The sequence below is a fragment of the Streptomyces sp. NPDC107562 genome, assembly GCF_055657325.1.
This window is the reverse complement of record NZ_JBVKBE010000003.1, coordinates 162,261-183,932: the sequence shown is the minus strand read 5'-3', so window position 1 is coordinate 183,932 and position 21,672 is coordinate 162,261. Positions and strand designations below refer to the sequence as shown.

The following is a 21,672-nucleotide window of genomic DNA, read 5'->3' as shown; positions in this document are numbered from 1 at the left end:
GCTCACCGTCCCTGCCATGTGGGCGGGCGCTTCTCCGTGAAGGCCGCGTGGAACTCCGCGTAGTCCTCGCCGTTCATCAGGAGGGCCTGCGTCGAGGCGTCCAGTTCGACCGAGGCCGCCAGCGGCATGTCGAGTTCGGCCGTCAGCAGGGCCTTGGTCTGGGCGTGGGCCAGGGCCGGTCCGTCGGCCAGCCGGCGGGCCAGCCGCTGGGCGGCCTCGTCGGCCCTGCCCTCGTCGGTCATCTCGCTGATCAGGCCGATGCGCTCGGCCTCGGGCGCCCGGACCGGTTCGCCGAGCATCAGCAGGCGGGTCGCGTGGCCGAGACCGACGACCCGGGGCAGCAGGTAGGCGGCGCCCATGTCGCCGCCGGACAGACCGACCCGGGTGAAGAGGAACGCGAAGCGGGAGGTGGGGTCGGCGACCCGGAAGTCCGCGGCGAGCGCCAGGACCGCCCCGGCGCCCGCCGCCACGCCGTGCACCGCCGCGATCACCGGGAACGGACACTCCCGGAGGGCGCGGACCACCTGGCCCGTCATCCGGTTGAAGTCCAGGAGCTGGGCGGTGTCCATGGCCAGGGTGGCACCGATGATCTCGTCGACGTCGCCGCCCGAGCAGAAGCCGCGCCCTTCCCCGGCCAGCACCAGCGCGCGCACCGACCGCTCCCGCGACAGCTCGGCCAGCAGGTCGCGCAGGTCGGCGTAGGCGCCGAAGGTGAGGGCGTTGAGCTTGTCCGGGCGGGCGAGTGTGACCGTCGCTATACCGTCGTCCCGGTCGACGCGCAGATGGCGCCAGGGCGAGGTGGGGGCGGCGGAACCGGTGAAGGGACTCATGGGGTGCGGCCTCCTGGGGCGGGCACTGCCTCACTGACCTCTACCCCGCGACGTTATCACTCATCCGTGACTGTCGTCAGGACTGCGCGATAGGAGCAATCAGGACGTCCGGCCTGGTCACAGGGGCTTCGCCGGGTCACAGAAGTCACCGGACATCGATAACGGGGTAACAGCGGGAGCATCCGTGCAAGCCCGTCCGTTCAGCGGGGTAGGTCGCACACACGGGGCCGTCCGGCCCCGGGCGGTGCCCGTCGTGAGACTTCGCCGGGGGCGCCGTACCATTCCTACGGTTGAACGCAGGACAACCTGAAGATCTCGGCATTCAGGGGATGCCTGCACCATGAACGGACTCGCCTTGCACGATCGCTCCTCAGCCCCCGCCTCCTGGCGTATCGCGCTGCCGCATTCCACGGCCGCCGTGCCCGTGGCCCGCGCGCTGGTCCGTACGGCGCTCGCGGAGCTCCAGCACGGCGCCGACAGCGACACGGCCGAGCTGCTCACCGCCGAGCTGGTGGCCAACGCCGTGGAGCACACGACCGGGGACGCCCCGATAGAGCTGGTCGTGGAGCTGCTGCCGAGCGGCTGCAAGGTCGAGGTGCACGACCCCGACCCCGTGCCGCCCGGCAACCTCACACGGCCCGCGGAGCGCGAGACCGACCCCTGGCAGGAGCACGGCCGCGGCCTGCTGCTGATCCGCACGCTGAGCGCGTCCTGCGGTCACCGCCCCACCGAGTCCGGCAAGGCGGTGTGGTTCAGACTCCCTGTCGTACCGCGTCAGCGGCAGCCTCACTGCCGGCAGCGTCCCGCGTCGTGACCCGCGCCATCCGGGAGTTCCGCCGCCCGTAGCCGAGGTAGACGAGCAGCCCCACCGCGAGGAACACCGCGAACTGCGCCCAGGTCGTCCAGCCCGTCTCGTACATCAGGTACAGGCAGAAGCCGACGCCCAGCAGCGGCACCACGGGGTACAGCGGCACCCGGAAGGTGCGGGGCAGGTCCGGCTCCCGGCGGCGCAGGGCGATCACCGCGATGTTCACCGCGGCCATGACCGCGAGCGTGCCGATCGTGCACAGGTTGACCACCGAGTCCAGCGACGAGAAGGCCGCCGGGACCGCGAAGACGACCGCGATGATCAGGGTGCCCGCGACGGGCGTGGCGGTACGCGGCGAGACCTTCTGGAAGACGCGCGGGACGAGTCCGTCCCGGGACATCGACATCAGGATGCGGCTCTGGCCGTACATCACCGCGAGCACCACCGAGGCGATCGCGACGACCGCGCCGAAGGCGATGATCCCGCCGCCGATCCCGGAACCGGTCACCCGGTCGACGACGTAGGACAGCGCGGCGGGCCGGTCGCCGACCGCGCCGCCGCCCACGGCGCCGAGCGCGGCGAGCGCGACCGCGCAGTACAGCAGGGTGACCACGCCGATGCACACGAGGATGGCCACCGGGATGTCCCGGCGCGGGTTCTTGGCCTCCTCGCCGGCGGTGGTGATCGCGTCGAAGCCGATGTAGGAGAAGAAGGCGGCGGTGGTGCCCGCGCCGATGCCGGCCAGCCCGGCCGGGGCGAACGGCACCAGGTTGCCGTCCTTGAACGCGCTGAAGCCGATGGCGCAGAAGGCGACGAGGATGGCCAGCTTGAGCACGGCCATCGCGGCCGTGGCCCGGGCGCTCTCCCGCACCCCGCGCACCAGCAGCACGGCGGCCATGGCGATGACCAGGACGGCCGGCAGGTTGACGACGCCGCCGTCGCCGGGGCTCGCGGAGAGCGCGGCGGGCAGCTGGAGGCCGACGAGGCTGTCGAGGAGTTCGTTGACGTACTGGCTCCAGCCGACCGCGACGGCGGAGACCGAGACGCCGTACTCCAGGAGCAGGCACCAGCCGACCAGGAAGGCGGTGGTCTCGCCGAGCCCGGCGTAGGCGAAGGAGTACGAGGAGCCGGAGACCGGGATCGCGCCGCCCAGCTCGGCGAAGGCGAACGCGGTGAACACGCAGGTGATCGCGGCCAGCACGAAGGAGACGACGACGGCGGGACCGGCCTGGGCGACCGAGTCGGACAGGCCGACGAAGATGCCGGTGCCGACGATCGCGCCGACGCCGAAGCAGATGAGCTGGAACAGCCCCATCGTGCGCTTGAGGCCGTGGCCCTCGCGGTCGGCGCCGGATTCGGCCACCAGGAGGGCGGGGGATTTGAAGCGGGACATACGGGTGGTGCTCTTTCTGGGGGGACGGGTGCGCCCGGATGGGGCGCGCGACGGCCGCGGAAGGGGTGGCTCCGGGCCGCCGGTTAGCATAAGGCCTGATCAGGGACGTTCCGTAGGAGCCCGCTCACGCCAGGGTGGCGACCAGGACCGCCTTGATGGTGTGCAGCCGGTTCTCGGCCTGGTCGAAGACGACCGAGTGGGCCGACTCGAAGACCTCGTCGGTGACCTCCAGGGAGTCCAGCCCGTGCCGCTCGTGGATCTCGCGGCCGACCTCGGTGCCGAGGTCGTGGAAGGCCGGCAGGCAGTGCAGGAACCTCACGTCCGGTTCCCCGGTGGCGCGCAGCACGTCCATGGTCACGGCGTAGGGGGCGAGCGCGGTGATCCGCTCGTCCCAGACCTCCTTGGGCTCGCCCATCGAGACCCAGACGTCGGTGGCGACGAAGTGGGCGCCGAGGACGCCCTCGGCGACGTCCTCGGTGAGCGTGATCCGCGCGCCGCTGGTCCGGGCCAGGGCGCGGGCCCGGTCGACGACCTCCTGGGCGGGCCAGTAGGACCTCGGGGCGACGATCCGCACGTCCATGCCGAGCAGGGCGCCGGTGACCAGGTAGGAGTTGCCCATGTTGAAGCGGGCGTCGCCGAGGTAGGCGAAGGCGGTTTCGGACAGCGGCCGGGTGCCGTGCTCGGTCATGGTCAGCACGTCGGCGAGCATCTGCGTGGGGTGCCAGTCGTCGGTGAGACCGTTGAAGACGGGCACCCCGGCGAACGCGGCCAGCTCCTCCACCTTGACCTGGCTGTCCCCGCGGTACTCGATCCCGTCGTACATCCGGCCGAGCACCCGGGCGGTGTCCTTCACCGACTCCTTGTGCCCGATCTGCGAACCGGAGGGGTCGAGGTACGTCGTCGAGGCACCCTGGTCGGCCGCCGCCACCTCGAACGCGCAGCGGGTGCGCGTCGACGTCTTCTCGAAGATCAGCGCGATGTTGCGGCCGCGCAGATACCGGGGCTCGGTCCCGGCCTTCTTGGCCGCCTTCAGCTCGGCAGCCAGCTCGATCAGGCCGAGGAACTCCCGCTCGGAGAAGTCGAGCTCCTTGAGGAAGTGGCGGCCTGCGAGGGCGGTCGGGACTGTCGCCATGAGGGGCGCTCCAGAAGTACGGGGTCAGGGACAGGGCGCTGAAAGTCTATACGACGTTCAGAATTTCTATGCAGGCCTGCGTTTCTCTCCCCGCGGCGGACCCGGAGAACCCGGAGGACCCGTTCTATACGGCGTCCCGCTGCACCGGGCAGCTCATGCAGCGCGGTCCGCCTCTCCCCCGTCCCAGCTCGCTGCCCGGGATCTCGATCACCTCGATGCCCTGCTTGCGCAGATGCGTGTTGGTGGTGGAGTTCCGTTCGTAGGCGACGACCACGCCCGGTTCGACGGCGAGCACGTTGCAGCCGTCGTCCCACTGCTCCCGCTCGGCCGCGTGCACGTCCTGGGTGGCGGTGAGGACCCTGATCTCGCTGAGCCCGAGCGCGGCGGCGATCGCGCGGTGCATGTGCTCCGGCGGGTGGTCGGTGACCTTCAGCTCCTTCTCGCCGACACCCGGCTCGATGGTGTACGAGCGCAGCATCCCGAGTCCGGCGTACTGGGTGAACACGTCACCGTCGACCATGGTCATCACCGTGTCGAGGTGCATCAGCGCGCGCCGCTTGGGCATGTCGAGGGCCACGATCGTCTCCGCGGAGCCCGCGGCGAACAGCTTGTGCGCCAGCATCTCGACGGCCTGCGGGGTGGTCCGCTCGCTCATCCCGATGAGCACGGCGCCGTTGCCGATCACCAGCACGTCCCCGCCCTCGATGGTCGAGGGGTAGTCCGCCTGGCCCTCCGACCAGAGGTGGAACCTTTCGTCGCGGAACAGCGGGTGGTGCCGGTAGATCGCCTCGAAGTGCACGGTCTCGCGCTGCCGGGCGGGCCAGCGCATGGCGTTGATGGAGACCCCGTCGTAGATCCAGGCGGAGGTGTCCCGGGTGAAGAGGTGGTTCGGCAGCGGTTCGAGCAGGAAGTCGTCGAGGTCCATCACGTGGAAGCGCACCGAGGTCGGCTCCGCGTGCGCCTCCAGGAACTCCCGCTTGGTCATCCCCCCGACCAGCGCCTCCGCCAGCTCCCGGGTGGGCAGCGCCTCGAAGGACGCCCGGAGGTGGTCCGTGGCCAGCGGGCCGTACTCCTTCTCGTCGAAGACCCGGTCCAGGACGAGCGCGCGGGCCGCCGGGATCTCCAGGGCCTCGACGAGCAGATCGCCGAACAGGTGGACGGTGACGCCGCGGTCGCGCAGCACGTCGGCGAACCCGTCGTGCTCGGCGCGCGCCCGGCGCACCCAGAGGACGTCGTCGAACAGGAGGGCGTCCTTGTTGCTGGGGGTGAGCCTTTTGAGCTCCAGATCCGGCCGGTGCAGGATGACGCGGCGCAGGCGCCCGGCCTCGGAGTCGACATGGAATCCCATGCCTCCATCCTGACCATTCGCGCTCCTGTTCACCCCCTCTTTCGGCAGGTCGGCCCGACACCACGGGGCCGGACCGCGTCCAGGACACGGTCCGGCCCGCCGGCCGGGGGCGGCTACAGCCGCGGGTCCACCGGCTCCGACTCCAGCGCCAGCACCCCGAACACCGCCTCGTGCACCCGCCACAGCGGTTCGCCCTCGGCCAGCCGGTCCAGGGCCTCCAGGCCGAGCGCGTACTCGCGCAGCGCCAGCGACCGCTTGTGGTTCAGGAACCGCGAGCGCAGCCGGGCCAGGTTGTCCGGGCGCGTGTACTCCGGACCGTAGATGATCCGCAGGTACTCACGGCCCCGGCACTTGATGCCGGGCTGCACCAGGCGCCCCTGCCCGTCGCGCACCAGCGCGCCGACCGGCTTGACGACCATGCCCTCACCGCCGCGGCCGGTCATCTCCAGCCACCAGTCGACGCCCGCGCGCACCGACTCCGGGTCACCGGTGTCGACGTAGAGCCTCCGGGTGGTCTGCAGCAGTCCGGTGCCGTCGTGCTCCACGAGGCGGTCGAGCAGGGCCAGTTGCTCGTCGTGCGGCAGGCCGGCCAGGCTGCGGCCCTGCACGGCCAGGATCTGGAACGGGGCGAGGCGTACCCCGTCCAGTCCGTCCGTGGACCAGCAGTAGCGCCGGTACGCCTCGGTGAACGACGCGGCGTCGGCCGCCCGCTCCCGCTGGCGCGCGAGCAGCGCGCCCACGTCGACGCCGCGCCCCGCCGCGCCCTCCAGGGCCGCCACCGCGCCCGGGAACACCGCCCCGGAGGCGGCACCGACCGCCGCGTACTGACTGCGCAGCAGCCCGGACGCCTTCAGCGACCACGGCATGAGCTCCGCGTCGAGCAGCAGCCAGTCGGTGTCCAACTCCGCGAACAGGCCCGCGGATTCGGCCGCCGCCCGCAGCCGTCCGAGGATCTCCTCGGTGACCGACCCGTCGTCGAGGAACGGCCGGCCGGTTCGGGTGTACAGCGACCCCGTGGGACCGTCCACCCCGAAACGCCCGCGGGCCGCCTCCGCGTCCCGGCACACCAGCGCCACCGCCCGCGAGCCCATGTGCTTCTCCTCGCACACGACGCGCGCGACACCGTCGTCCCGGTACTGCGCGAAGGCCTCCGCCGGGTGCTCCAGGTAGCCGTCCACGCGAGAGGTGGCCGTCGGAGCCATCGTCGGCGGGAGGTACGGCAGCAGCCGCGGGTCGACCGCGAAGCGGCTCATCACCTCCAGGGCGGCCGCCGCGTTCTCCTCACGCACCGAGAGCCGCCCGGCGTGCCGGGTCTCCACGACCCGCCTGCCCTGCACGTCCGACAGCGCCAGCGGTCGCCCGTCCTGCCCGCCCGGCGCCTCGCTCCGCAGCGGCCTGGCCGGCTCGTACCAGACCCGCTCGGCCGGTACGTCGACCAGTTCCCGCTCCGGCCAGCGCAGCGCGGTCAGCTTGCCGCCGAAGACGGCACCGGTGTCCAGGCAGATGGTGTTGTTGAGCCAGGTGGCCTCCGGGACCGGGGTGTGGCCGTACACCACCGCCGCCCGGCCGCGGTAGTCCTCCGCCCACGGATAGCGCACCGGCAGCCCGAACTCGTCGGTCTCGCCGGTCGTGTCGCCGTACAGGGCGTGGCTGCGGACCCGGCCGGAGGTGCGGCCGTGGTACTTCTCCGGCAGTCCCGCGTGGCAGACCACCAGCCTGCCGCCGTCGAGGACGTAGTGGCTGACCAGCCCGTCGATGAACTCCCGTACCTCCCGCTTGAAGTCCTCGCTCTCGCCCTCCATCTGCGCGACGGTCTCCGCGAGCCCGTGCGTCTGCTGGACCTTGCGGCCGCGCAGATGCCGCCCGTACTTGTTCTCGTGGTTGCCGGGCACGCACAGCGCGTCGCCGGACCTCACCATCGCCATCACCCGGCGCAGCACACCCGGGCTGTCCGGGCCGCGGTCCACGAGGTCGCCGACGAAGACGGCCGTCCGGCCCTCCGGGTGCACGCCGTCGGTGTATCCCAACTTGACGAGCAGCGACTCCAGTTCGGCGGCACAACCGTGGATGTCGCCGATGATGTCGAAGGGGCCGGTGAGGTGGGTGAGGTCGTTGAAGCGCTTCTCGGTGACCACCGTGGCGCTCTCCACGTCCGCCGGGCCGCGCAGGACGTGCACCTTGCGGAAGCCCTCGCGCTCCAGGTGGCGCAAGGAGCGGCGGAGTTCGCGGATGTGCCGCTGGATCACCCGCCGCGGCATGTCGGCCCGGTCGGCGCGGGCCGCGTTGCGCTCGGCGCACACCTCCTCGGGCACGTCCAGCACGATGGCGATGGGCAGCACGTCGTACTTCCGTGCCAGTTCGACCAGTTGCCGCCGGGCCTCCGGCTGGACGCTGGTCGCGTCGACCACCGTGCGGCGGCCCGCGGCGAGCCGCTTGCCCGCTATGTAGTGCAGGACGTCGAAAGCGTCGCGGGTGGCGCCCTGGTCGTTCTCGTCGTCGGAGACCAGACCCCGGCAGAAGTCCGAGGAGATGACCTCGGTGGGCTTGAAGTGCTTGCGGGCGAAGGTGGACTTGCCCGAGCCGGAGGCACCGACGAGCACCACGAGGGAGAGATCGGTGACGGGCAGGGCGCGCCCGGGGGTGTCGAGGGTCATGCGGTCTTCTCCTCCTTCGTGATGTCCTGCGTGGTGCCGGTGACGGCTGTGTTCTGGGCGAACACGGCCATCTGGGTGGGCGGTCCCACCTCGGGGTCGTCGGGCCCGACGGGCCGGAAGGCGACCTCGTACCCGTACCGTGCGGCGACCGCCCCGGCCCACTGCTGGAACTCGGCGCGGGTCCACTCGAAGCGGTGGTCACCGTGCCGGACGTGCCCGGCCGGGAGGCTCTCCCAGCGGACGTTGTACTCGACGTTCGGGGTGGTCACGACGACCGTGCGCGGACGGGCCGCCCCGAACACGGCGTACTCCAGGGCGGGGAGCCGGGGCAGGTCGAGGTGCTCGATCACCTCACTGAGCACGGCGGCGTCGTAGCCGGCCAGCCGGTTGTCGGTGTAGGCGAGCGACCCCTGGAACAGCTTCACGCGCGCGGCCTGCCGCTCCCCCATGCGGTCCAGCTTCAGCCTCCGGGAGGCGATCGTCAGCGCCCGCATCGACACGTCGACGCCGACGATCTCCGTGAACCGCACGTCCTTGAGCAGCGTCTGCACCAACTGGCCCTGCCCGCAGCCGAGGTCCAGGACGCGAGCGGCACCCGACTCCCCGAGCGCGGCCAGGATCGCCTCGCGCCGCAGCACGGCGAGCGGCGTCGGCCTCTCGGCCTCCTCCGTCTCGGACGCGACCGCGTTGTCGATGGCCTCGACCTCGCTGTCGTCGGTCTCGGCCAGCCGCACCAGTTCGAGGCGTTCGCGCGCCTGACGGGTCAGCGACCAGCGGCGCGAGAGGTAGCGGCTGGTGATCAGGTGCTGCTCGGGGTGGTCGGACAGCCAGCCCTCACCGGCCCGCAGCAACTTGTCGACCTCGTCGGAGGAGACCCAGTAGTGCTTGGCGTCGTCGAGGACGGGGAGCAGGACGTACAGATGGCGCAGGGCGGCGGCCAGCGTCAGCGCCTGCGACTCCAGCACGAGCCGCACGTACCGCGAGTCGCCCCACTGCGGGAACTCGGCATCCAGCGGTACCGGATCGGCCGTCACCGTCCACCCGAGCGGCTCGAACAGGGCGCGGACGAGGGCGGCTCCGCCGCGGGCCGGCAGCGCGGGCACCTCGATGCGCAGCGGGAGCGGCTCGGCCGCGCGGTCGGGGCGGGCGGCGCACACCCCGCGCATCGCGCTGGAGAAGACGCCGCTCAACGCGACGGCGAGCAGCGAGGAGGCCGCGTACGGGCGGTCGTTGACGTACTGCGCCAGGGCCGCGTCGGGTGCGCCGCCCCGGCCCTTGCCCTTGCCGCGCCGGACCAGTGCCACCGCGTCCACCTCCAGCAGCAGCGCCGCCGTGCAGCGCTCGGCACCGGCCTCGGGGTAGAGGACGTGCGCCGTGCCGTACGAGGTGGAGAACGCCTGCGCCTTGTCGGGATGCTTGTGCAGCAGGAACCCGAGGTCGGTCGCGGGGCGTTCTTGGGTGCCGGTGGTACTGATCGTCAGGAACACGGTGGTTGCCTCGAAAGGGTCTGAAGTGCGGGTTTGCGGGCCCGCGGGACCCTGTCAACGTACCGACAACACCGCCGGGACTCCTGGGGTTTTTCCGCCCGGCCGCCGGACGGCTGTGACAGGGCTGTGACCGGAGGGGTGGCTTCCGTCACAGCTCCGCGCGGCCGGTGCTGGTCGACTCGCCTGATGCGCCCCCTCCTCCTTCCCGTCTGTGCCCTGCTGTTGCTCACCGCCTGCGGAACCCAGCAGCCCGGTGCGCCGGGCGACGGCGCGGCCTCCGCCTGCCCCGCCGACCCCGCCTGGACCGAGCGGGACGGAGTCCGGATCACCGGCCTGAGCGGCCCCGCCTGCGACCGTGTGGAGTTCGAGGTGAGCAACGGGGGCACCGAGGCCTTCACGTACTTCGTCTCCTTCACCTTCGCGTCCGAGGCCGGTGCGGCGATGTCCGGCGCGCAGGAGACGGTGGAGTCGGTCGCGCCGGGCCGCCCGGTGCGGCGGACCGTCACCATGACCGGCCAGAAGCGTGTGTCGCTCTCCCAGGTCAGGAGCGTCCCGGCGGACGAGGCCCCCGCCCGGGCGGGCCGGTGCCCGGCGTCCGGGGTGCGGGTCTCCGCCGATCAGGGCGACGCCGCGATGGGGCTGCGGGTCGTCGGGTTGCACCTGGAGAACTGCGGCAGCAAGCCGTACGCCCTCGACGGCTATCCGCAGATCCAGATCCTGGACGAGGACCACGAGGCCGTCGACGGGGTGCGCATCCTCAAGGGTGGGGACGCCGTCGCCACCGGCACAGGGGCCGACGCCCCGCCGCGGCCGCTGACCCTGGCGCCCGGTGAGCGCGCCCGCGCCGGCCTGGTCTGGCGCAACACCACGCAGTTCGGCGAGGCCGTGAACGCGCCGTACGCGCGGATCCGGGCGAAGCCCGGCGCGGCGCCCGTGACGGTGGTCCCGGAGCTGGATCTGGGGACGACGGGGAAGCTCGGGGTCGGGGCCTGGCAGAAGGACGAGCAGGAACACATGCCGGAACGGCCGGAGGGCTGATGGGCGACGGACTCGTTCTGCTGCTGATCCTGGTCGTCGGCGCGGTCACCGCGTTCGGGCTGTGCGGCTACGGCATCGGCACCCTGTCCACGCACGGCGTGCGGCGGGCGGACCGCGTGACGCGGTTGCGCGTGCTCGCCGCCCTGACGGGGGCCGCGGCCGCCGCCCTGTACACCTGGGGGGCGCTGCATGTGCTGAACGACTGGATGGAGGTGGAGGACGGCGGTGCGGGGTCCGCGCCCCTGCGGCCCTGCCTCGCGGCCGGAGGGCCGCAGAAGGCCGCCGTGACCATGAGCGCGGACGTCCAGGTGATCCCGATCCGGCTGATCTGCCACACGAGGACGGGCGAGAGCTACCCGACCGACATGCCCGGATACATCAACCCCACCGCCGCGTTCCTCGCCCTGTCCTGCGTCCTGCTCGCCGTCGGCGCGGGGTACGCGTCCGGACGTGAGGCGCGCGAGCAGGAGCGGAACGGGTGAGGGACGCGGCGGTGGCGCGGCCGGCCTCGCCGCCTACGGCAGCTGCGTCTGGACCTGGGCGGAGATCAGCTCCAGGTGGTCCAGGTCGGCGAGGTCGAGGACCTGCAGGTAGAGGCGCGCGGAGCCGATCTCGGCGTAGCGGCCGATCTTGTCGACGACCTCGGCGGGGGAACCTGCCAGGCCGTTGAGCTTCAGTTCCTCGACCTCACGGCCGATCGCCGCGGCGCGGCGGGCCACCTCCTGGTCGTCCTTGCCGACGCAGACGACGAGGGCGTTGGAGTAGACGAGGTCGTCGCCCTTGCGGCCGGCCTCCTCGGCGGCGGCGCGGACCCGGCCGAACTGGCGCTCGCTGTCCTCGACGGAGGCGAAGGGCATGTTGAACTCGTCGGCGTACTTCGCGGCCAGCCTGGGTGTGCGGGTCGCGCCGTGGCCGCCGACGAGCACGGGGATCTTCGGCTGGGCGGGCTTGGGCAGCGCGGGCGAGTCGCTGAGCTCGTAGTAGGTGCCCTGGAAGTCGAAGGTGCGGCCGGGTTCCGTGGCCCACAGCCCGGTGACGATCTCCAGCTGCTCCTCCAGGCGGCCGAACTTCTCCTTCGGGAAGGGGATGCCGTACGCCGCGTGCTCCTCCTCGAACCAGCCCGCGCCCAGGCCGAGTTCGACCCGGCCACCGGACATCTGGTCGACCTGCGCGACCTGGATGGCGAGCACGCCGGGGAGCCGGAAGGTGCCGGCGGTCATCAGGGTGCCCAGCCGGATGCGCTGGGTCTCACGGGCCAGCCCGGCGAGGGTGATCCAGGCGTCCGTGGGGCCGGGCAGGCCGTCCCCGGAGCCCATCTTCAGATAGTGGTCGGAGCGGAAGAAGGCGTCGAAGCCCAGGTCCTCGGTGGCCTTCGCGACGGTGAGCAGGGTGTCGTAGGTCGCCCCCTGCTGGGGCTCGGTGAAGATTCGAAGATCCATGGCCCCATCCTGCCTGCTCGGGCGGCCTGATACCGCATCGGACGGGCCGCCGTCGCGCGGGGTGTGGCCGCGTCCCCGCCCCGGGTGAAATGCGTCGACGCGGCGCACGGGTGCGCGACCGCGCCAGTGACCGGCCCCTTGGGTGATCGTTGGCTCGGGCGGAGCCGGACCGCCCGGCGCCCGCACCGGCCGGTCGACGCCGGCGCGACCCGCGCGTCGGCCCTCCGGGGGGCCAGGGCCGAGGAGGCCGTCATGTCCGAAGAGAGCGCCCCGCAGCAGGCCGGGGACGAGCCCCGCCCGAAGGGGCTGCTGGAGCAGATGGAGGAACTGATGGCGGCACTGAACGCGGACCTGTCGGCCCTGGACGCGGAGCTGCAGTCCGCAGGCACGAACGGATCCACCCCGCAGGCCCGCCAGGACCGGCTGTTCGAGCCACCCGAGGGAAGGGCGAGGCGCTGAGCATCGGAAGGCCCTGCCGGCGGGCGGGCACGGTCGGGGCTCCGCCCCGCGCCAGCAGAGCGCGGCGGACGGCCGGGTGCCACCGGGCCTGCTGACCGTCGTGCGGCGGCGCCGCGCGCCGTGAGCGGTCGCGCGGGGGCCACCGACGGCGCGCTCGGAGGCCGGGTCAGCGGGAGCCGCCTGCCCGGACCGCGTCCCGGTGCGGGGTCAGCCGGCCTCTCGGGCCGGGACCGTCTGTTCGCGGTCGGCCAGTTTGCGGAGCATCTCCAGGACGCGGTCTCGCGACTCGTCCGCCGCGTCGATGGCTTCCATGCACTGCCAGTACGTCCCCTCGTCGGGGGCGGCGCAGGTGATGCCGACCAGCGCGATGCCCACCTCGCCGAGCAGGCCGCCCAGGTGGAGCAGGGCCTGGCGGGCGTCGCCCAGCTCGGTGAGCTGGGCCGCGCGCAGCTCACCGGGCGCCAGCTCCGGGGCGTCCAGCACACCGCAGCCGCGGCCCGCCAGCTCGGTCAACCCCAGTGCCTCACCGCGTAGTTCGGGCGGGCCGGAGACGGCCAGGCGACTGCCGATCGCCTGCGCGAGAGCCTGCGCCTGCCACACCTCCGTCATCGTCTGGGAGACCTCACCGCCTCCTGCCAGGGCACGCCTGCTCGTCAGGATGAGCCGCACCGCGTCCATGCGCTGCCCCCGTCTGTCCCGACGCGCTCTCACCGCACGTCTGACCGAACTCAGTTGTTCACTACCCAGCGTGAGGTCAGCTGAGACGAAAAGCCAGGGGAAGACCGAAATCTGTGGACAACAATTCGGATTCAGTTCGGAATTCATATACGTAGCGTGAAAGCGGACTGCTGCCCTCCTGCGGGCGGACGGCCACATTCCGCCCGTGCTCACGGGCCCTTGGGCGCCGGGAACCTCTCCTCGTTGCGGTCGATCTTCGCCGCGAGCGCGGCCAGCGGGTCGACGCCGAGCGCGTCGCACAGCTGCAGCAGATACGCGAGCACGTCGGCGACCTCGTCCTTGACCCGATGGGCGGACTCCGCGTCGGCCATGACCTGCGCGGACTCCTCAGGCGTCAACCACTGGAAGATCTCCTGGAGTTCCGAGGCCTCGACACTGAGCGCGGCGACCAGGTTCTTGGGCGTGTGGTAAGGCTGCCAGTCGCGCGCCGCGGCGAACGCGACGAGCCGGCGCTGCAGGGTGGCGAGATCCGGCGGTTCGGGATGCGGATGCCTCGACGATGCTGTCACGGCTCCAGGTGTACCACCGTGATCCCGTCCTCCCGCTCCGCCCAGGACGCGTCGCTCACCGCACCGACCCAGCGGATGTGCCCGCGCGACCCCATCCGGGCCGCCAGCCGCACCAGTTCGGTGCGCTGCGGCACGTCCAGCGCGCGGTCGAAGCCGTCGGAGAGCACCGTCAGCGTCTGGAGCGCCGCGGGCACCTCGCCGGCCGGGTCGACCTCCAGGACGCCGGGCCCGGTGAGCAGCACCAGGGCGAGCGCCAGGTACCTCAACTCCCCGTCGCCCAGCCGCCCGAAGCCGGTCCGGTGGCCGTCGCCCCGGTCGAGGCTCCCCCGGATCGTGCCGTCGGCGGCCGCCTCGGCGAGCACGTCCGTGACGTTCCCGGCGCAGCCGGCCCGTACCGCCGCGACGAACAGCCCGTGCCGCCGCGCGCACTCCTCGCGGGTGCGGCGCAGGACGCCCGCCAGGTTGCCGCAGCCGCCGAGCAGCCGCCCGGCACCCGCCGGCGCGGGCACGCGCATCCGCTCGGGCACCGGGTCGCAGACGAACACCGACCGCAGGGCCACCACCATCTGCTCCGCGGCGGCGAGCACCTGCCGCTGCCCGTCGGTCTTGCCCGCCACCCGCAACGGCAGCAGCGCGGTGCCGAGCCGGTCGTCGGGCAGCGGGGCCCGCGTCACCGGCACCGACCTGCCGTTGTGCCAGGCGGCCTGCACGGCACGCCGCCCCGGATCGCGCAGCGCGGTCTCCAGCAGGACCAGCCGTCCGGAGGTCAACCGCTCGCCGACGACGCGGAGTTCGGGCTCGGCCTGCACGGCGAGGTCGAGCCGTACCGGGCCCTCGGGACCGTCGGCCGTACAGCCGATCCGGAAACCGCGCCGCCGCTGGGCGTCCGGCCGTGCCCGCTCCGGCACGCAGGCGGCCGGGTCCGGGAACACCTCCTGGAGCGCGGCTCCGCCGCCGAGCCGGGCCAGCGCCTCGTAGGCCCGTAGCGCGGTCGTCTTGCCGGAACCACTCGGCCCGGCGAGTAGGGTGCACGGCCCGAACGGGAACCTGGCACCCCGGTGCCCGGCGAACGCGGACAGCCGCAATTCCGTGACGCACGGCCGCTCGGGACATCCCGAGGCGGGCGGTTCGGGGAACGCGAGGGGCGAGGTGGGGGGAGACACGGCCATGTCCGGACCGTAGGAGACGACGGGACGGCTGAACCGTTCCGCCCGACGGAGCTTCCTACGATCGGGCGACCGCGGCCCGCACCTCGCGCCCCCGGCGGCCCGTCATCTGCCCGGCACGCCCGCCGCCCCCTCCATCAGCCCCTGGACCTCCGTCCCGGGCGGGGTCAGCAGGAACACGTTCCGGTCCACCCGGTGCATTCCGCTGGCCCGGCCGAAGACGACGCCGGTGCTGAAGTCCAGGACCCGCTTGGCGACGTCCGGCTCGGCGCCGGTGAGGTCGAGGAGGACCGGGAAGCCGGCCATCAGGGTCTCGGCGACCTCACGGGCGTCCGCGAAGACGTTGACGCGCAGGACCACGAATCGGCGGCGGGCCTCGGTGGGCGCTTCCGGCAGGGCCCGGTGCCCCACCGCGGACGGCCAGGCGTCGCGGCCCCGCAACGGCACGACCTGGGCGAGCCCTTCCCATTGTTCATCGGTGACGTCGTGGCTGTTCACCGCTCCCCCGCTCTGCCTCGCACTCATCGCCTGCACCGACCAATTCTTACGCCATGTCACCCGTTCGGCCGAACAGCGACACGGTCGCAGGAGCGGACGGCGGACCGGAAGCGGGTGCCGAGGCGAACGTACGGGCGTCCGGTCGGGGGCCGTCGTGTGCGGCGGGCCGTTGTCGGTGGCCCCGGCTAGGGTGCGGAAGCAACGACCGTCCACTCCCCTCGGGAGGTTCTCATGGCTTCGCGACTCAACCCCTATCTGGTCTTCGAAGGCGACGCGCGCCAGGCGCTGGAGTTCTACAAGGAGGTCTTCGGCGGCACCCTCGCGGTCAACACCTACGCCGACCTCGGCGGCCAGTCGAGCCCCTCCGACGCCGACAAGATCATGCACGGCATGCTGGAGACGCCGAGCGGGTTCACCCTGATGTGCGCCGACACCCCGCCCGGCGAGGACTACCGCCGCGGCAACGCGTACTCGATCAGCCTCAGCGGCGAGGACGAGGCCGAACTGCGCGGCTACTGGGAGAAGTTGTCCGCCGACGGCACGGTGACGGTGCCGCTCGACAAGCAGATGTGGGGCGACGTCTTCGGCATGTGCCAGGACCGCTTCGGCACCGCCTGGATGGTCAACATCAGCGAACAGCGGGGCTGAGCCGCGCATCGCGTCCGGGCTGTATGTCCTCGCGTCCTTCGGGTACAGCCTCTGAGAGGGTGATTTCACCTGCGCGGTGCTTACTGGATGTGATGTTTTTCGTGACCCACCTCGTCGGCCCCGGCGACGATCGGGCGAAGAGATCGGCTGACGGTCCCCAGGCCGTCGCGCCGGAGATCGCCGATGCCGTGGAGCGTCTGACGAACCTGTGGTCGCTGGCGGCGCAGGGCGCGGTGCTGCGGCTGTCGCTGCACCAGCTGAGGGCGTTGCGCGCGCTGGAGATCGCGCCGGGGCTGAATCTGACCGGTCTCGCCGAGCGGCTGGACATAGGGCTGCCGACCGCCAGCCGGCTGTGCGACCGGCTGGAGGCGGCGGGGCTGCTGGAGCGGACGCTGCACCCGCACAAACGGCGCGAGGTGCGGCTGAGCCTGACGGGCCACGGCAGGAATGTGCTCGACGACGTGGCCGAGCGGCGGGCGTGGGCACTGGGGGCGGCGCTGGCCGGGATGGAACCCGAGGAGCGCGAAGCGCTCGGCCGAGGGCTGCGGGCCTTCCTCGCGACCCGGACAGAGCGAACGCCACTGCCGGGCGACGGTGCCCTGGACAGGTGAACACCGCCCCGGCGGCGCGGAAAGCCCCCACGGTCAGCGCGACAGCGGCCGCCCCGCGGCGTCGGTGCGCACGGCGCCCCCAGTGCCCACGGCAGGAATGTGCTCGACGACGTGGCCGAGCGGCGGGCGTGGGCACTGGGGGCGGCGCTGGCCGGGATGGAACCCGAGGAGCGCGAAGCGCTCGGCCGAGGGCTGCGGGCCTTCCTCGCGACCCGGACAGAGCGAGCACCGCTGCCGGGCGACGGTGCCTTGGACAGCTGAGCACCGCCCCGGCGGCCCGGAAACGCCCCCGGTCAGCGCGACAGCGGCCGCCCCGCGGCGTCGGAACGCACGGCGCCCCGGTCCGACCTCGGAGACGGTACGGGCACGGGGGACGGCGTGCCGGTGGTGTGGCACAGCAGCATGCAGACGTCGTCGTCGCGTTCGGAGTCGTGCAGCATCGGTGTGAGCAGGGACTCGGCGGAGGCGTCCAGGTCGCGCTCCAACTCCGTCCCGCCGAGCGCGGCCAGCGTCGCCGTGAGCCGTTCGATGCCCGGGTCGATGCCGAGGGCACGCCGCTCGACCAGGCCGTCGGTGTACAGCGCGAGCGTCGAGCCGCGTGGCAGGTCGACGGAGTGCTCCTGGTACTCGTAGGCGATGGGGACGCCCAGCATGATGCCCGGCTTGGCGTCCAGCACCCGTACCGCGCCCCCCGGTTCGCGCACCACGGGGGGCGGGTGCCCGGCGGAGGCCCAGACGAGGGCCGGGTCGCCGGGCCGGAAGCGGGCGACGACCGCCGTGGCGTAGAGGTCGGGCTGCTGGTGGCGGAGCATGTGGTGCAGCCGCGTCAGGATCCGGGCGGGGCCGTCGCCCTCGACGGCGTAGGCGCGCAGCGCGGTGCGCAACTGGCCCATCATGACCGCCGCGCGCAGTCCGTGCCCCGTGACGTCCCCTATCACCGCGAGCAGGCTTCCGTCGGGCTGCGGAAAGGCGTCGTACCAGTCGCCGCCGATGTTGAGTCCGCGCGTGGCGGGCAGATAGCGGGCGGCCAGGCTGAGGCCCGCGACCTCGGGCAGGTCGGTGAGCTGGGCGCGTTGCAGGGCCTCGGCGATGTCGCGGTGCTGTTCGTAGCGGCGGGCGTGGTCCAGCGCGGTGCCGAGCCGGCGGGCCAGCTCGACCAGCATGACGGAGGTGTCCGGGTCGAAGCGGGGGCCGGGCGCGGTCAGCGTGAGCACGCCCAGCATGCGGTGCGCGGTGAGCGGGATGCACAGCAGCGGCCGGTCCGGCGCCAGCACGGAGGGGGGCAGGTCGTCGACGCCGGGCAACCCGCCGGGGTGGTCCGCGGCGTGCTGGGGGCGGCCGGTGCGGGCGGCGGTCACGGCGGCGGCGGGGCGCGTGCCGCCCCTGGGCACCTGCTCGTCCTCGAAGAGCCAGATGTCGACGTCGCGGGCGTACTCGGGGACCAGGAGCTCGGGCAGGCGGCGCAGGATGGCGTCGTGGTCGAGCGAGGCGGTGACGACGGCGCTGGCGTCGGCGAGGAACGTCAGCAGCCGGCGCGCGCTCTCGGCCTCGGCGCGCGCGGCCCGTTCGGCGTCGAGCAGTTCCCGCTGGGCGAGGGCCGCCGCGTCCAGCTCGGCGTGCAGGGCGAGCACGCCCTGGTTGGTCTCGTGCAGCTCCTCGCGATGGAAGCGGACCAGGGCTTCCTTCTCGTCGAGTTTCTCCTGGAGGGCGCCCTGCTGGCGGCGGAGTCCGGCGAGCTTGCCCTGGAGTTCGTCCAGTTCCCCGCGGACGCCGTCGAGTTGGTCCACCAGGCGGCCCGCGTCCTCGTCGGCGGTGAGCAGCGCGTCCGCGAGGTCGGCGCCCTCGGGGCCCTTCCCGGCGGGGCGCTGGGGGCAGGTGAGGGTGAGCCGGTGGGTGGGCCGGCCGGTGGGGTGCACGTCGATCTGGAGCCGGTCGGTGTGCCGGGTGCTGAGGACGAGTTCGGCGCCGCCCTCGTCGAGGCAGCGCCGCAGCTGGGCGGTGAGGTCGGTCAGGAGGCGGGCGCGGTCGAGGGCCGGGGCGTGCTCCGTGAGGCGGGCCACGGCGCTGCGGGCCCGGGCGGCGTCGGCCGCCGAGCTGATGGTCCAGGTGTCAGGAGCGGCGGTCATCGGCGCGGGTCCGGCTGTCGGGGGCCAGTACGGCCACACTGGTGTCGTCGCGCAGGGGGCGGGCGGCACTGCTGGCGTCACGCAGGATGGCGGCGGCCACCACCGCCGGGTCGTGATGCGGGAGGCCGGGGTCGCCGGGCGGGGTCCAGCGGCTGGGCAGTCCGTCGCTGTGCAGGACGAGCAGGCTGTCCGGCCGCCAGGCCAGTCGCTGCTCGGGGACGGTGGCCGGGAAGTGCGAGCCGACGATGCCGGGGTGCGAGACGAGGGCGTGCCAGTCGCCGCCGTGGTGCAGCCGGGCGCCGATGTTGCCGATCCCGGCGAAGCGGAGCTGGTCGGTGTCCAGGTCCAGCTGCGCTACGGCGATGGCGGCCCCCCGGGTGGGCCGCAACGCGGTGTTGAGGTGCCGCAGGATCTCCACCGGCGGCAGGTGCTCAGAGCGGCGCAGCTCCTCGACGGCGGCACCGGAGGCCTGGGCGGCCTTGTCGCCGTGCCCGAGCCCGTCGGCCAGCATCAGGGTCAGCAGCGTCGGGGTGCGGACCCAGCTCCAGGCGTCGCCGGAGTGATCGGCCTGCGCGAGGGGGAGGTTGACGCCGCCCACGCGCGGGCCGGACGCGGGCACCGCGTGCCGGGCCGGGGGCGTCCGGTCGATGCGGGCCATCGCCACGGTGCCCCGGCCGCGGATGCTGTGGAGGTCGAAGTCACTGGATATCCGCCGGCACGTGCCGAGGCCCGCGCCGAGTGAGGTGGTGGCGGTGGTGTGGCCGTCGCGCAGCGCGGCCTCGACGTCGGTGATGCCGGGACCGTGGTCGAGGGAGACGAGCTGCACCGAGGGCACGGGCGCGTCCACGGTGGGGCGTTCGACGAGGTTGATCACGATGCGGCCGCCGTCCGCGTGCTTGACGAGGTTCGTGGCGAGTTCGGTGGCCACGAGCGAGGCCACCGCGATGCGGTGCGGGTCCAGCCCGGCCCGCGCGCCGGCCGCCTCGGCGGCGACCCGCACGTCCCGGACCCGGGTGGAGTCGTGCACGGGGATGTCCCACACCCTGCTCATACGGACCCCGGCCGGGCGGAGGGGAGCACGGAGCCCCAGGCGACGGCAGTGACGGTGGTGCCGCGGCCGGGCGCGGTGTCGATGGAGAGTTCGTGGACGAGGCGTTTGGCCCCGCTGAGGCCGAGGCCCAGGCCGCCGCCGGTGGTGTAGCCGTCGGTCATGGCCCTCTCGACGTCCCGGATGCCGGGGCCGGCGTCGACGAACGACAGCCGCAGCCCGCGCTCCTGCCCGTTGTCCAGCGGGGTGATCTCCACATGTCCTCCGCCGCCGTGGACCAGCGTGTTGCGGGCCAGCTCGCTGGCGGCCGTGACCAGTTTGGTCAACTGCACCAGTCCGAAGCCGAGTTCGGACCCGACCTGGCGCACCTGCTGCCGCACCCAGGCCAGGTCGGCGTCCGAGCCGATCGGCAGGGTGGTCGTGGCGGCCTGGGGCGAGGTCGACGTCATGTGTGCCCTCCGCCCGCCGCGTGGCCGAGGAGTTCGAGCGCGCGCTCGGTGTCCAGCGCGGTGTGCAGACCGGGCAGCGTGAGCCCCAGTTCGACCAGGGTGATGGCCACGGCGGGCCGCATGCCGGCCAGCACCGTACGGGCGGCCAGCAGACTGGCGCTGGAGGCGATCTCGGCGAGGATGCGGCCGAGGAAGGAGTCCACGATGTCCACGCCGGAGATGTCGATGATCACTCCGGCCACCCCGCTGTCCGCGATGCGCCGTGCGATGTCCTGCTGGAGCTGCTCGGCCATGCCGTCGTGCAACTCGCCCTGGAGACTGACGAGCAGGACGTCCCCCAGTGTCAGTACGGGCACCGGGGCCGCGGGGTCGGGAAAGGCGTTCACCGCGGGCTCGCTCCCGCCGCCGCGCGGGCCGAGACCTCGGCGTCCTGCTGGGCGATGGCGTGGGCCAGCGCGTCGGCGAGGGTGGCACGGGTGAGCACCGAGCCGAGGTCGATACCGAGGTGGACGATGGTCTGCGCGATGGCGGGGCGGATACCGGAGACGATGCACTCGGCGCCCATGAGCCGGGCGGCGGCCACCGTCTTCATCAGGTGCTGCGCGACGAGCGAGTCGACGGTTGGCACACCGGTGATGTCGAGGATGGCGAAGCGGGCGCGCTGGGCGACGATCGCGTCCAGCAGGTTCTCCATCACCACCTGGCTGCGCGCGCTGTCCAGGGTGCCGATCAGCGGCACGGCGACGGTCCCCTCCCACAACTTCACCACCGGGGTGGCCACTTCCAGCAGTTGCTGTCGCTGGCGTTCGATCAGTTCCTCGCCCGCGCTGAGCGCCCGCTCCATCACCACCAGCCGCAGCGTACCCATCAGCACGGTCAGCGCCAGGACGGCGCCGTCCGCGTGCCGGTCGGCCGGGTCGGCGAAGCCCTCGCGCAGCAGCAGGACCGCCGGTTCACGCAACGCGGCGACCTCGTCGGCGATCTGTGCCGGGGTCAGTCCGGTACGGGCCCGGGAGGAGGCCATCCGCCCCAACTGGTCGCGCACGCCCTCGAAACCGGGCGCCGCGATGTCCTCCAGCCGGCCGGACCCGGCGACCGTGGACAGGGCGTCGACCACGGCCTTGCCGGCCTCCACCGCCTCGTCGCGCGAGACGGTGAAGACCGTGCGGAACAGGGCGGCTTCGGCCCAGCGCTGGGCGATCTGCTCCCGAGAACGGTCGAGGAAGGCGGCCACCTGCCGCGCGGCCGACTCGGTCGCCGCGTCGTACTCCTGCACCTGCATCGTCTCCTT

Annotated in this window: 23 protein-coding genes; 7 read left to right on the top strand and 16 right to left on the bottom strand. The window is 72.9% G+C overall.

Features of this window, described 5'->3' with window-relative positions:
- Window positions 1-2 precede the first annotated feature (2 nt).
- Complete coding sequence (locus ACZ7LV_RS11205; RefSeq protein ID WP_471938077.1) at window positions 3-830, bottom strand: enoyl-CoA hydratase family protein; 828 nt, start codon at window positions 828-830, stop codon at window positions 3-5.
- 340 nt (window positions 831-1,170) lie between these two features.
- On the opposite strand from ACZ7LV_RS11205, the gene ACZ7LV_RS11200 reads away from it, so the two are divergent.
- On the top strand, window positions 1,171-1,644 hold the full coding sequence (locus ACZ7LV_RS11200) for an ATP-binding protein (RefSeq protein ID WP_471938075.1): 474 nt from the start codon (window positions 1,171-1,173) through the stop codon (window positions 1,642-1,644).
- On the opposite strand, the gene ACZ7LV_RS11195 is transcribed toward ACZ7LV_RS11200, so the two are convergent.
- The 5 genes from ACZ7LV_RS11195 to ACZ7LV_RS11175 form a co-directional block, all read right to left on the bottom strand.
- On the bottom strand, window positions 1,583-3,031 hold the full coding sequence (locus tag ACZ7LV_RS11195; RefSeq protein WP_471938073.1) for an amino acid permease: 1,449 nt from the start codon (window positions 3,029-3,031) through the stop codon (window positions 1,583-1,585). The two genes, ACZ7LV_RS11200 and ACZ7LV_RS11195, sit on opposite strands and share 62 nt — an antisense overlap.
- 124 nt (window positions 3,032-3,155) lie before the next feature.
- Window positions 3,156-4,163 (bottom strand): ornithine carbamoyltransferase, encoded by a 1,008-nt coding sequence (gene argF, locus ACZ7LV_RS11190; RefSeq protein ID WP_471938071.1) that lies wholly within the window; start codon window positions 4,161-4,163, stop codon window positions 3,156-3,158.
- A gap of 124 nt (window positions 4,164-4,287) precedes the next feature.
- Window positions 4,288-5,511: an arginine deiminase gene (locus ACZ7LV_RS11185; RefSeq protein WP_401678710.1), complete on the bottom strand. Its 1,224-nt coding sequence runs from the start codon at window positions 5,509-5,511 to the stop codon at window positions 4,288-4,290.
- Window positions 5,512-5,624: 113 nt separating this feature from the next.
- Window positions 5,625-8,165: a polynucleotide kinase-phosphatase gene (locus tag ACZ7LV_RS11180; protein WP_471938069.1), complete on the bottom strand. Its 2,541-nt coding sequence runs from the start codon at window positions 8,163-8,165 to the stop codon at window positions 5,625-5,627.
- Window positions 8,162-9,652 carry a 3' terminal RNA ribose 2'-O-methyltransferase Hen1 gene (locus ACZ7LV_RS11175; protein ID WP_471938067.1) on the bottom strand — a complete coding sequence of 497 codons (1,491 nt, stop codon included), beginning with the start codon at window positions 9,650-9,652 and terminating at the stop codon, window positions 8,162-8,164. The genes ACZ7LV_RS11180 and ACZ7LV_RS11175 overlap by 4 nt, the downstream gene beginning before the upstream one ends.
- A 186-nt stretch (window positions 9,653-9,838) precedes the next feature.
- On the opposite strand from ACZ7LV_RS11175, the gene ACZ7LV_RS11170 reads away from it, so the two are divergent.
- Both ACZ7LV_RS11170 and ACZ7LV_RS11165 read left to right on the top strand, forming a co-directional pair.
- On the top strand, window positions 9,839-10,690 hold the full coding sequence (locus tag ACZ7LV_RS11170; RefSeq protein WP_471938065.1) for a DUF4232 domain-containing protein: 852 nt from the start codon (window positions 9,839-9,841) through the stop codon (window positions 10,688-10,690).
- A complete protein-coding gene (locus ACZ7LV_RS11165; RefSeq protein WP_471938063.1) occupies window positions 10,690-11,172 on the top strand; it encodes a hypothetical protein in 483 nt (160 codons plus the stop codon). Before ACZ7LV_RS11170 ends, ACZ7LV_RS11165 begins: the two co-directional genes overlap by 1 nt.
- A 33-nt stretch (window positions 11,173-11,205) precedes the next feature.
- On the opposite strand, the gene ACZ7LV_RS11160 is transcribed toward ACZ7LV_RS11165, so the two are convergent.
- Entirely contained in the window at window positions 11,206-12,129 is a 924-nt protein-coding gene (locus ACZ7LV_RS11160; RefSeq protein WP_471938061.1) for an LLM class F420-dependent oxidoreductase, read from the bottom strand.
- A 252-nt stretch (window positions 12,130-12,381) separates the two neighbouring features.
- Here ACZ7LV_RS11160 and ACZ7LV_RS11155 point away from each other — a divergent pair, with 252 nt between their 5' ends.
- A complete protein-coding gene (locus ACZ7LV_RS11155) occupies window positions 12,382-12,588 on the top strand; it encodes a hypothetical protein (protein ID WP_471938059.1) in 207 nt (68 codons plus the stop codon).
- Between the two features lie 207 nt (window positions 12,589-12,795).
- On the opposite strand, the gene ACZ7LV_RS11150 is transcribed toward ACZ7LV_RS11155, so the two are convergent.
- The 4 genes from ACZ7LV_RS11150 to ACZ7LV_RS11135 all read right to left on the bottom strand — a co-directional run bounded on the left by ACZ7LV_RS11150 (window position 12,796) and on the right by ACZ7LV_RS11135 (window position 15,526).
- Window positions 12,796-13,266: a DUF6099 family protein gene (locus ACZ7LV_RS11150; RefSeq protein WP_471938057.1), complete on the bottom strand. Its 471-nt coding sequence runs from the start codon at window positions 13,264-13,266 to the stop codon at window positions 12,796-12,798.
- Window positions 13,267-13,475: 209 nt separating this feature from the next.
- A complete protein-coding gene (locus tag ACZ7LV_RS11145) occupies window positions 13,476-13,835 on the bottom strand; it encodes a nucleotide pyrophosphohydrolase (protein ID WP_471938055.1) in 360 nt (119 codons plus the stop codon).
- Window positions 13,832-15,004, bottom strand: coding sequence for an AAA family ATPase (locus tag ACZ7LV_RS11140; RefSeq protein ID WP_471938053.1), 1,173 nt, complete (start codon window positions 15,002-15,004; stop codon window positions 13,832-13,834). The genes ACZ7LV_RS11145 and ACZ7LV_RS11140 overlap by 4 nt, the downstream gene beginning before the upstream one ends.
- Before the next feature lie 102 nt (window positions 15,005-15,106).
- Complete coding sequence (locus ACZ7LV_RS11135; RefSeq protein ID WP_471938051.1) at window positions 15,107-15,526, bottom strand: cell division protein SepF; 420 nt, start codon at window positions 15,524-15,526, stop codon at window positions 15,107-15,109.
- Between the two features lie 204 nt (window positions 15,527-15,730).
- On the opposite strand from ACZ7LV_RS11135, the gene ACZ7LV_RS11130 reads away from it, so the two are divergent.
- The 3 genes from ACZ7LV_RS11130 to ACZ7LV_RS11120 all read left to right on the top strand — a co-directional run bounded on the left by ACZ7LV_RS11130 (window position 15,731) and on the right by ACZ7LV_RS11120 (window position 17,019).
- On the top strand, window positions 15,731-16,147 hold the full coding sequence (locus ACZ7LV_RS11130; RefSeq protein ID WP_471938049.1) for a VOC family protein: 417 nt from the start codon (window positions 15,731-15,733) through the stop codon (window positions 16,145-16,147).
- Between the two features lie 101 nt (window positions 16,148-16,248).
- On the top strand, window positions 16,249-16,758 hold the full coding sequence (locus ACZ7LV_RS11125; RefSeq protein ID WP_471938047.1) for a MarR family winged helix-turn-helix transcriptional regulator: 510 nt from the start codon (window positions 16,249-16,251) through the stop codon (window positions 16,756-16,758).
- 99 nt (window positions 16,759-16,857) lie between these two features.
- Window positions 16,858-17,019, top strand: a complete 162-nt coding sequence (locus ACZ7LV_RS11120) for a hypothetical protein (RefSeq protein ID WP_471938045.1) — start codon at window positions 16,858-16,860, stop codon at window positions 17,017-17,019.
- A gap of 32 nt (window positions 17,020-17,051) precedes the next feature.
- Here the strand turns inward: ACZ7LV_RS11120 and ACZ7LV_RS11115 are convergent, their stop codons facing one another.
- Genes ACZ7LV_RS11115 through ACZ7LV_RS11095 form a run of 5 tightly spaced genes read right to left on the bottom strand, consistent with a single transcriptional unit; the run spans window position 17,052 to window position 21,663 of the window.
- Window positions 17,052-18,884: a PP2C family protein-serine/threonine phosphatase gene (locus ACZ7LV_RS11115; protein ID WP_471938043.1), complete on the bottom strand. Its 1,833-nt coding sequence runs from the start codon at window positions 18,882-18,884 to the stop codon at window positions 17,052-17,054.
- Window positions 18,868-19,935 carry a SpoIIE family protein phosphatase gene (locus ACZ7LV_RS11110; protein WP_471938041.1) on the bottom strand — a complete coding sequence of 356 codons (1,068 nt, stop codon included), beginning with the start codon at window positions 19,933-19,935 and terminating at the stop codon, window positions 18,868-18,870. The genes ACZ7LV_RS11115 and ACZ7LV_RS11110 overlap by 17 nt, the downstream gene beginning before the upstream one ends.
- Window positions 19,932-20,381 (bottom strand): ATP-binding protein, encoded by a 450-nt coding sequence (locus ACZ7LV_RS11105; protein WP_471938039.1) that lies wholly within the window; start codon window positions 20,379-20,381, stop codon window positions 19,932-19,934. The genes ACZ7LV_RS11110 and ACZ7LV_RS11105 overlap by 4 nt, the downstream gene beginning before the upstream one ends.
- The gene (locus tag ACZ7LV_RS11100) at window positions 20,378-20,767 is read right to left on the bottom strand and encodes an STAS domain-containing protein (protein WP_471938037.1); all 390 of its coding nucleotides are present in this window, start codon (window positions 20,765-20,767) and stop codon (window positions 20,378-20,380) included. Before ACZ7LV_RS11100 ends, ACZ7LV_RS11105 begins: the two co-directional genes overlap by 4 nt.
- A complete protein-coding gene (locus tag ACZ7LV_RS11095) occupies window positions 20,764-21,663 on the bottom strand; it encodes an STAS domain-containing protein (protein ID WP_471939176.1) in 900 nt (299 codons plus the stop codon). The genes ACZ7LV_RS11100 and ACZ7LV_RS11095 overlap by 4 nt, the downstream gene beginning before the upstream one ends.
- Window positions 21,664-21,672 lie beyond the last annotated feature (9 nt).

Bases quoted from the DNA above. Each gene is read 5' to 3' on its own strand.
- ACZ7LV_RS11155 (WP_471938059.1), top strand. From the start codon at position 12,382: ATGTCCGAAGAGAGCGCCCCGCAGCAGGCCGGGGACGAGCCCCGCCCG.
- ACZ7LV_RS11185 (WP_401678710.1), bottom strand. From the start codon at position 5,511: ATGGGATTCCATGTCGACTCCGAGGCCGGGCGCCTGCGCCGCGTCATC.
- ACZ7LV_RS11130 (WP_471938049.1), top strand. From the start codon at position 15,731: ATGGCTTCGCGACTCAACCCCTATCTGGTCTTCGAAGGCGACGCGCGC.
- argF (WP_471938071.1), bottom strand. From the start codon at position 4,163: ATGGCGACAGTCCCGACCGCCCTCGCAGGCCGCCACTTCCTCAAGGAG.
- ACZ7LV_RS11140 (WP_471938053.1), bottom strand. From the start codon at position 15,004: ATGGCCGTGTCTCCCCCCACCTCGCCCCTCGCGTTCCCCGAACCGCCC.
- ACZ7LV_RS11195 (WP_471938073.1), bottom strand. From the start codon at position 3,031: ATGTCCCGCTTCAAATCCCCCGCCCTCCTGGTGGCCGAATCCGGCGCC.
- ACZ7LV_RS11165 (WP_471938063.1), top strand. From the start codon at position 10,690: ATGGGCGACGGACTCGTTCTGCTGCTGATCCTGGTCGTCGGCGCGGTC.
- ACZ7LV_RS11095 (WP_471939176.1), bottom strand. From the start codon at position 21,663: ATGCAGGTGCAGGAGTACGACGCGGCGACCGAGTCGGCCGCGCGGCAG.
- ACZ7LV_RS11135 (WP_471938051.1), bottom strand. From the start codon at position 15,526: ATGAGTGCGAGGCAGAGCGGGGGAGCGGTGAACAGCCACGACGTCACC.
- ACZ7LV_RS11205 (WP_471938077.1), bottom strand. From the start codon at position 830: ATGAGTCCCTTCACCGGTTCCGCCGCCCCCACCTCGCCCTGGCGCCAT.
- ACZ7LV_RS11110 (WP_471938041.1), bottom strand. From the start codon at position 19,935: ATGAGCAGGGTGTGGGACATCCCCGTGCACGACTCCACCCGGGTCCGG.
- ACZ7LV_RS11105 (WP_471938039.1), bottom strand. From the start codon at position 20,381: ATGACGTCGACCTCGCCCCAGGCCGCCACGACCACCCTGCCGATCGGC.
- ACZ7LV_RS11150 (WP_471938057.1), bottom strand. From the start codon at position 13,266: ATGGACGCGGTGCGGCTCATCCTGACGAGCAGGCGTGCCCTGGCAGGA.
- ACZ7LV_RS11115 (WP_471938043.1), bottom strand. From the start codon at position 18,884: ATGACCGCCGCTCCTGACACCTGGACCATCAGCTCGGCGGCCGACGCC.
- ACZ7LV_RS11160 (WP_471938061.1), bottom strand. From the start codon at position 12,129: ATGGATCTTCGAATCTTCACCGAGCCCCAGCAGGGGGCGACCTACGAC.
- ACZ7LV_RS11180 (WP_471938069.1), bottom strand. From the start codon at position 8,165: ATGACCCTCGACACCCCCGGGCGCGCCCTGCCCGTCACCGATCTCTCC.
- ACZ7LV_RS11170 (WP_471938065.1), top strand. From the start codon at position 9,839: ATGCGCCCCCTCCTCCTTCCCGTCTGTGCCCTGCTGTTGCTCACCGCC.
- ACZ7LV_RS11200 (WP_471938075.1), top strand. From the start codon at position 1,171: ATGAACGGACTCGCCTTGCACGATCGCTCCTCAGCCCCCGCCTCCTGG.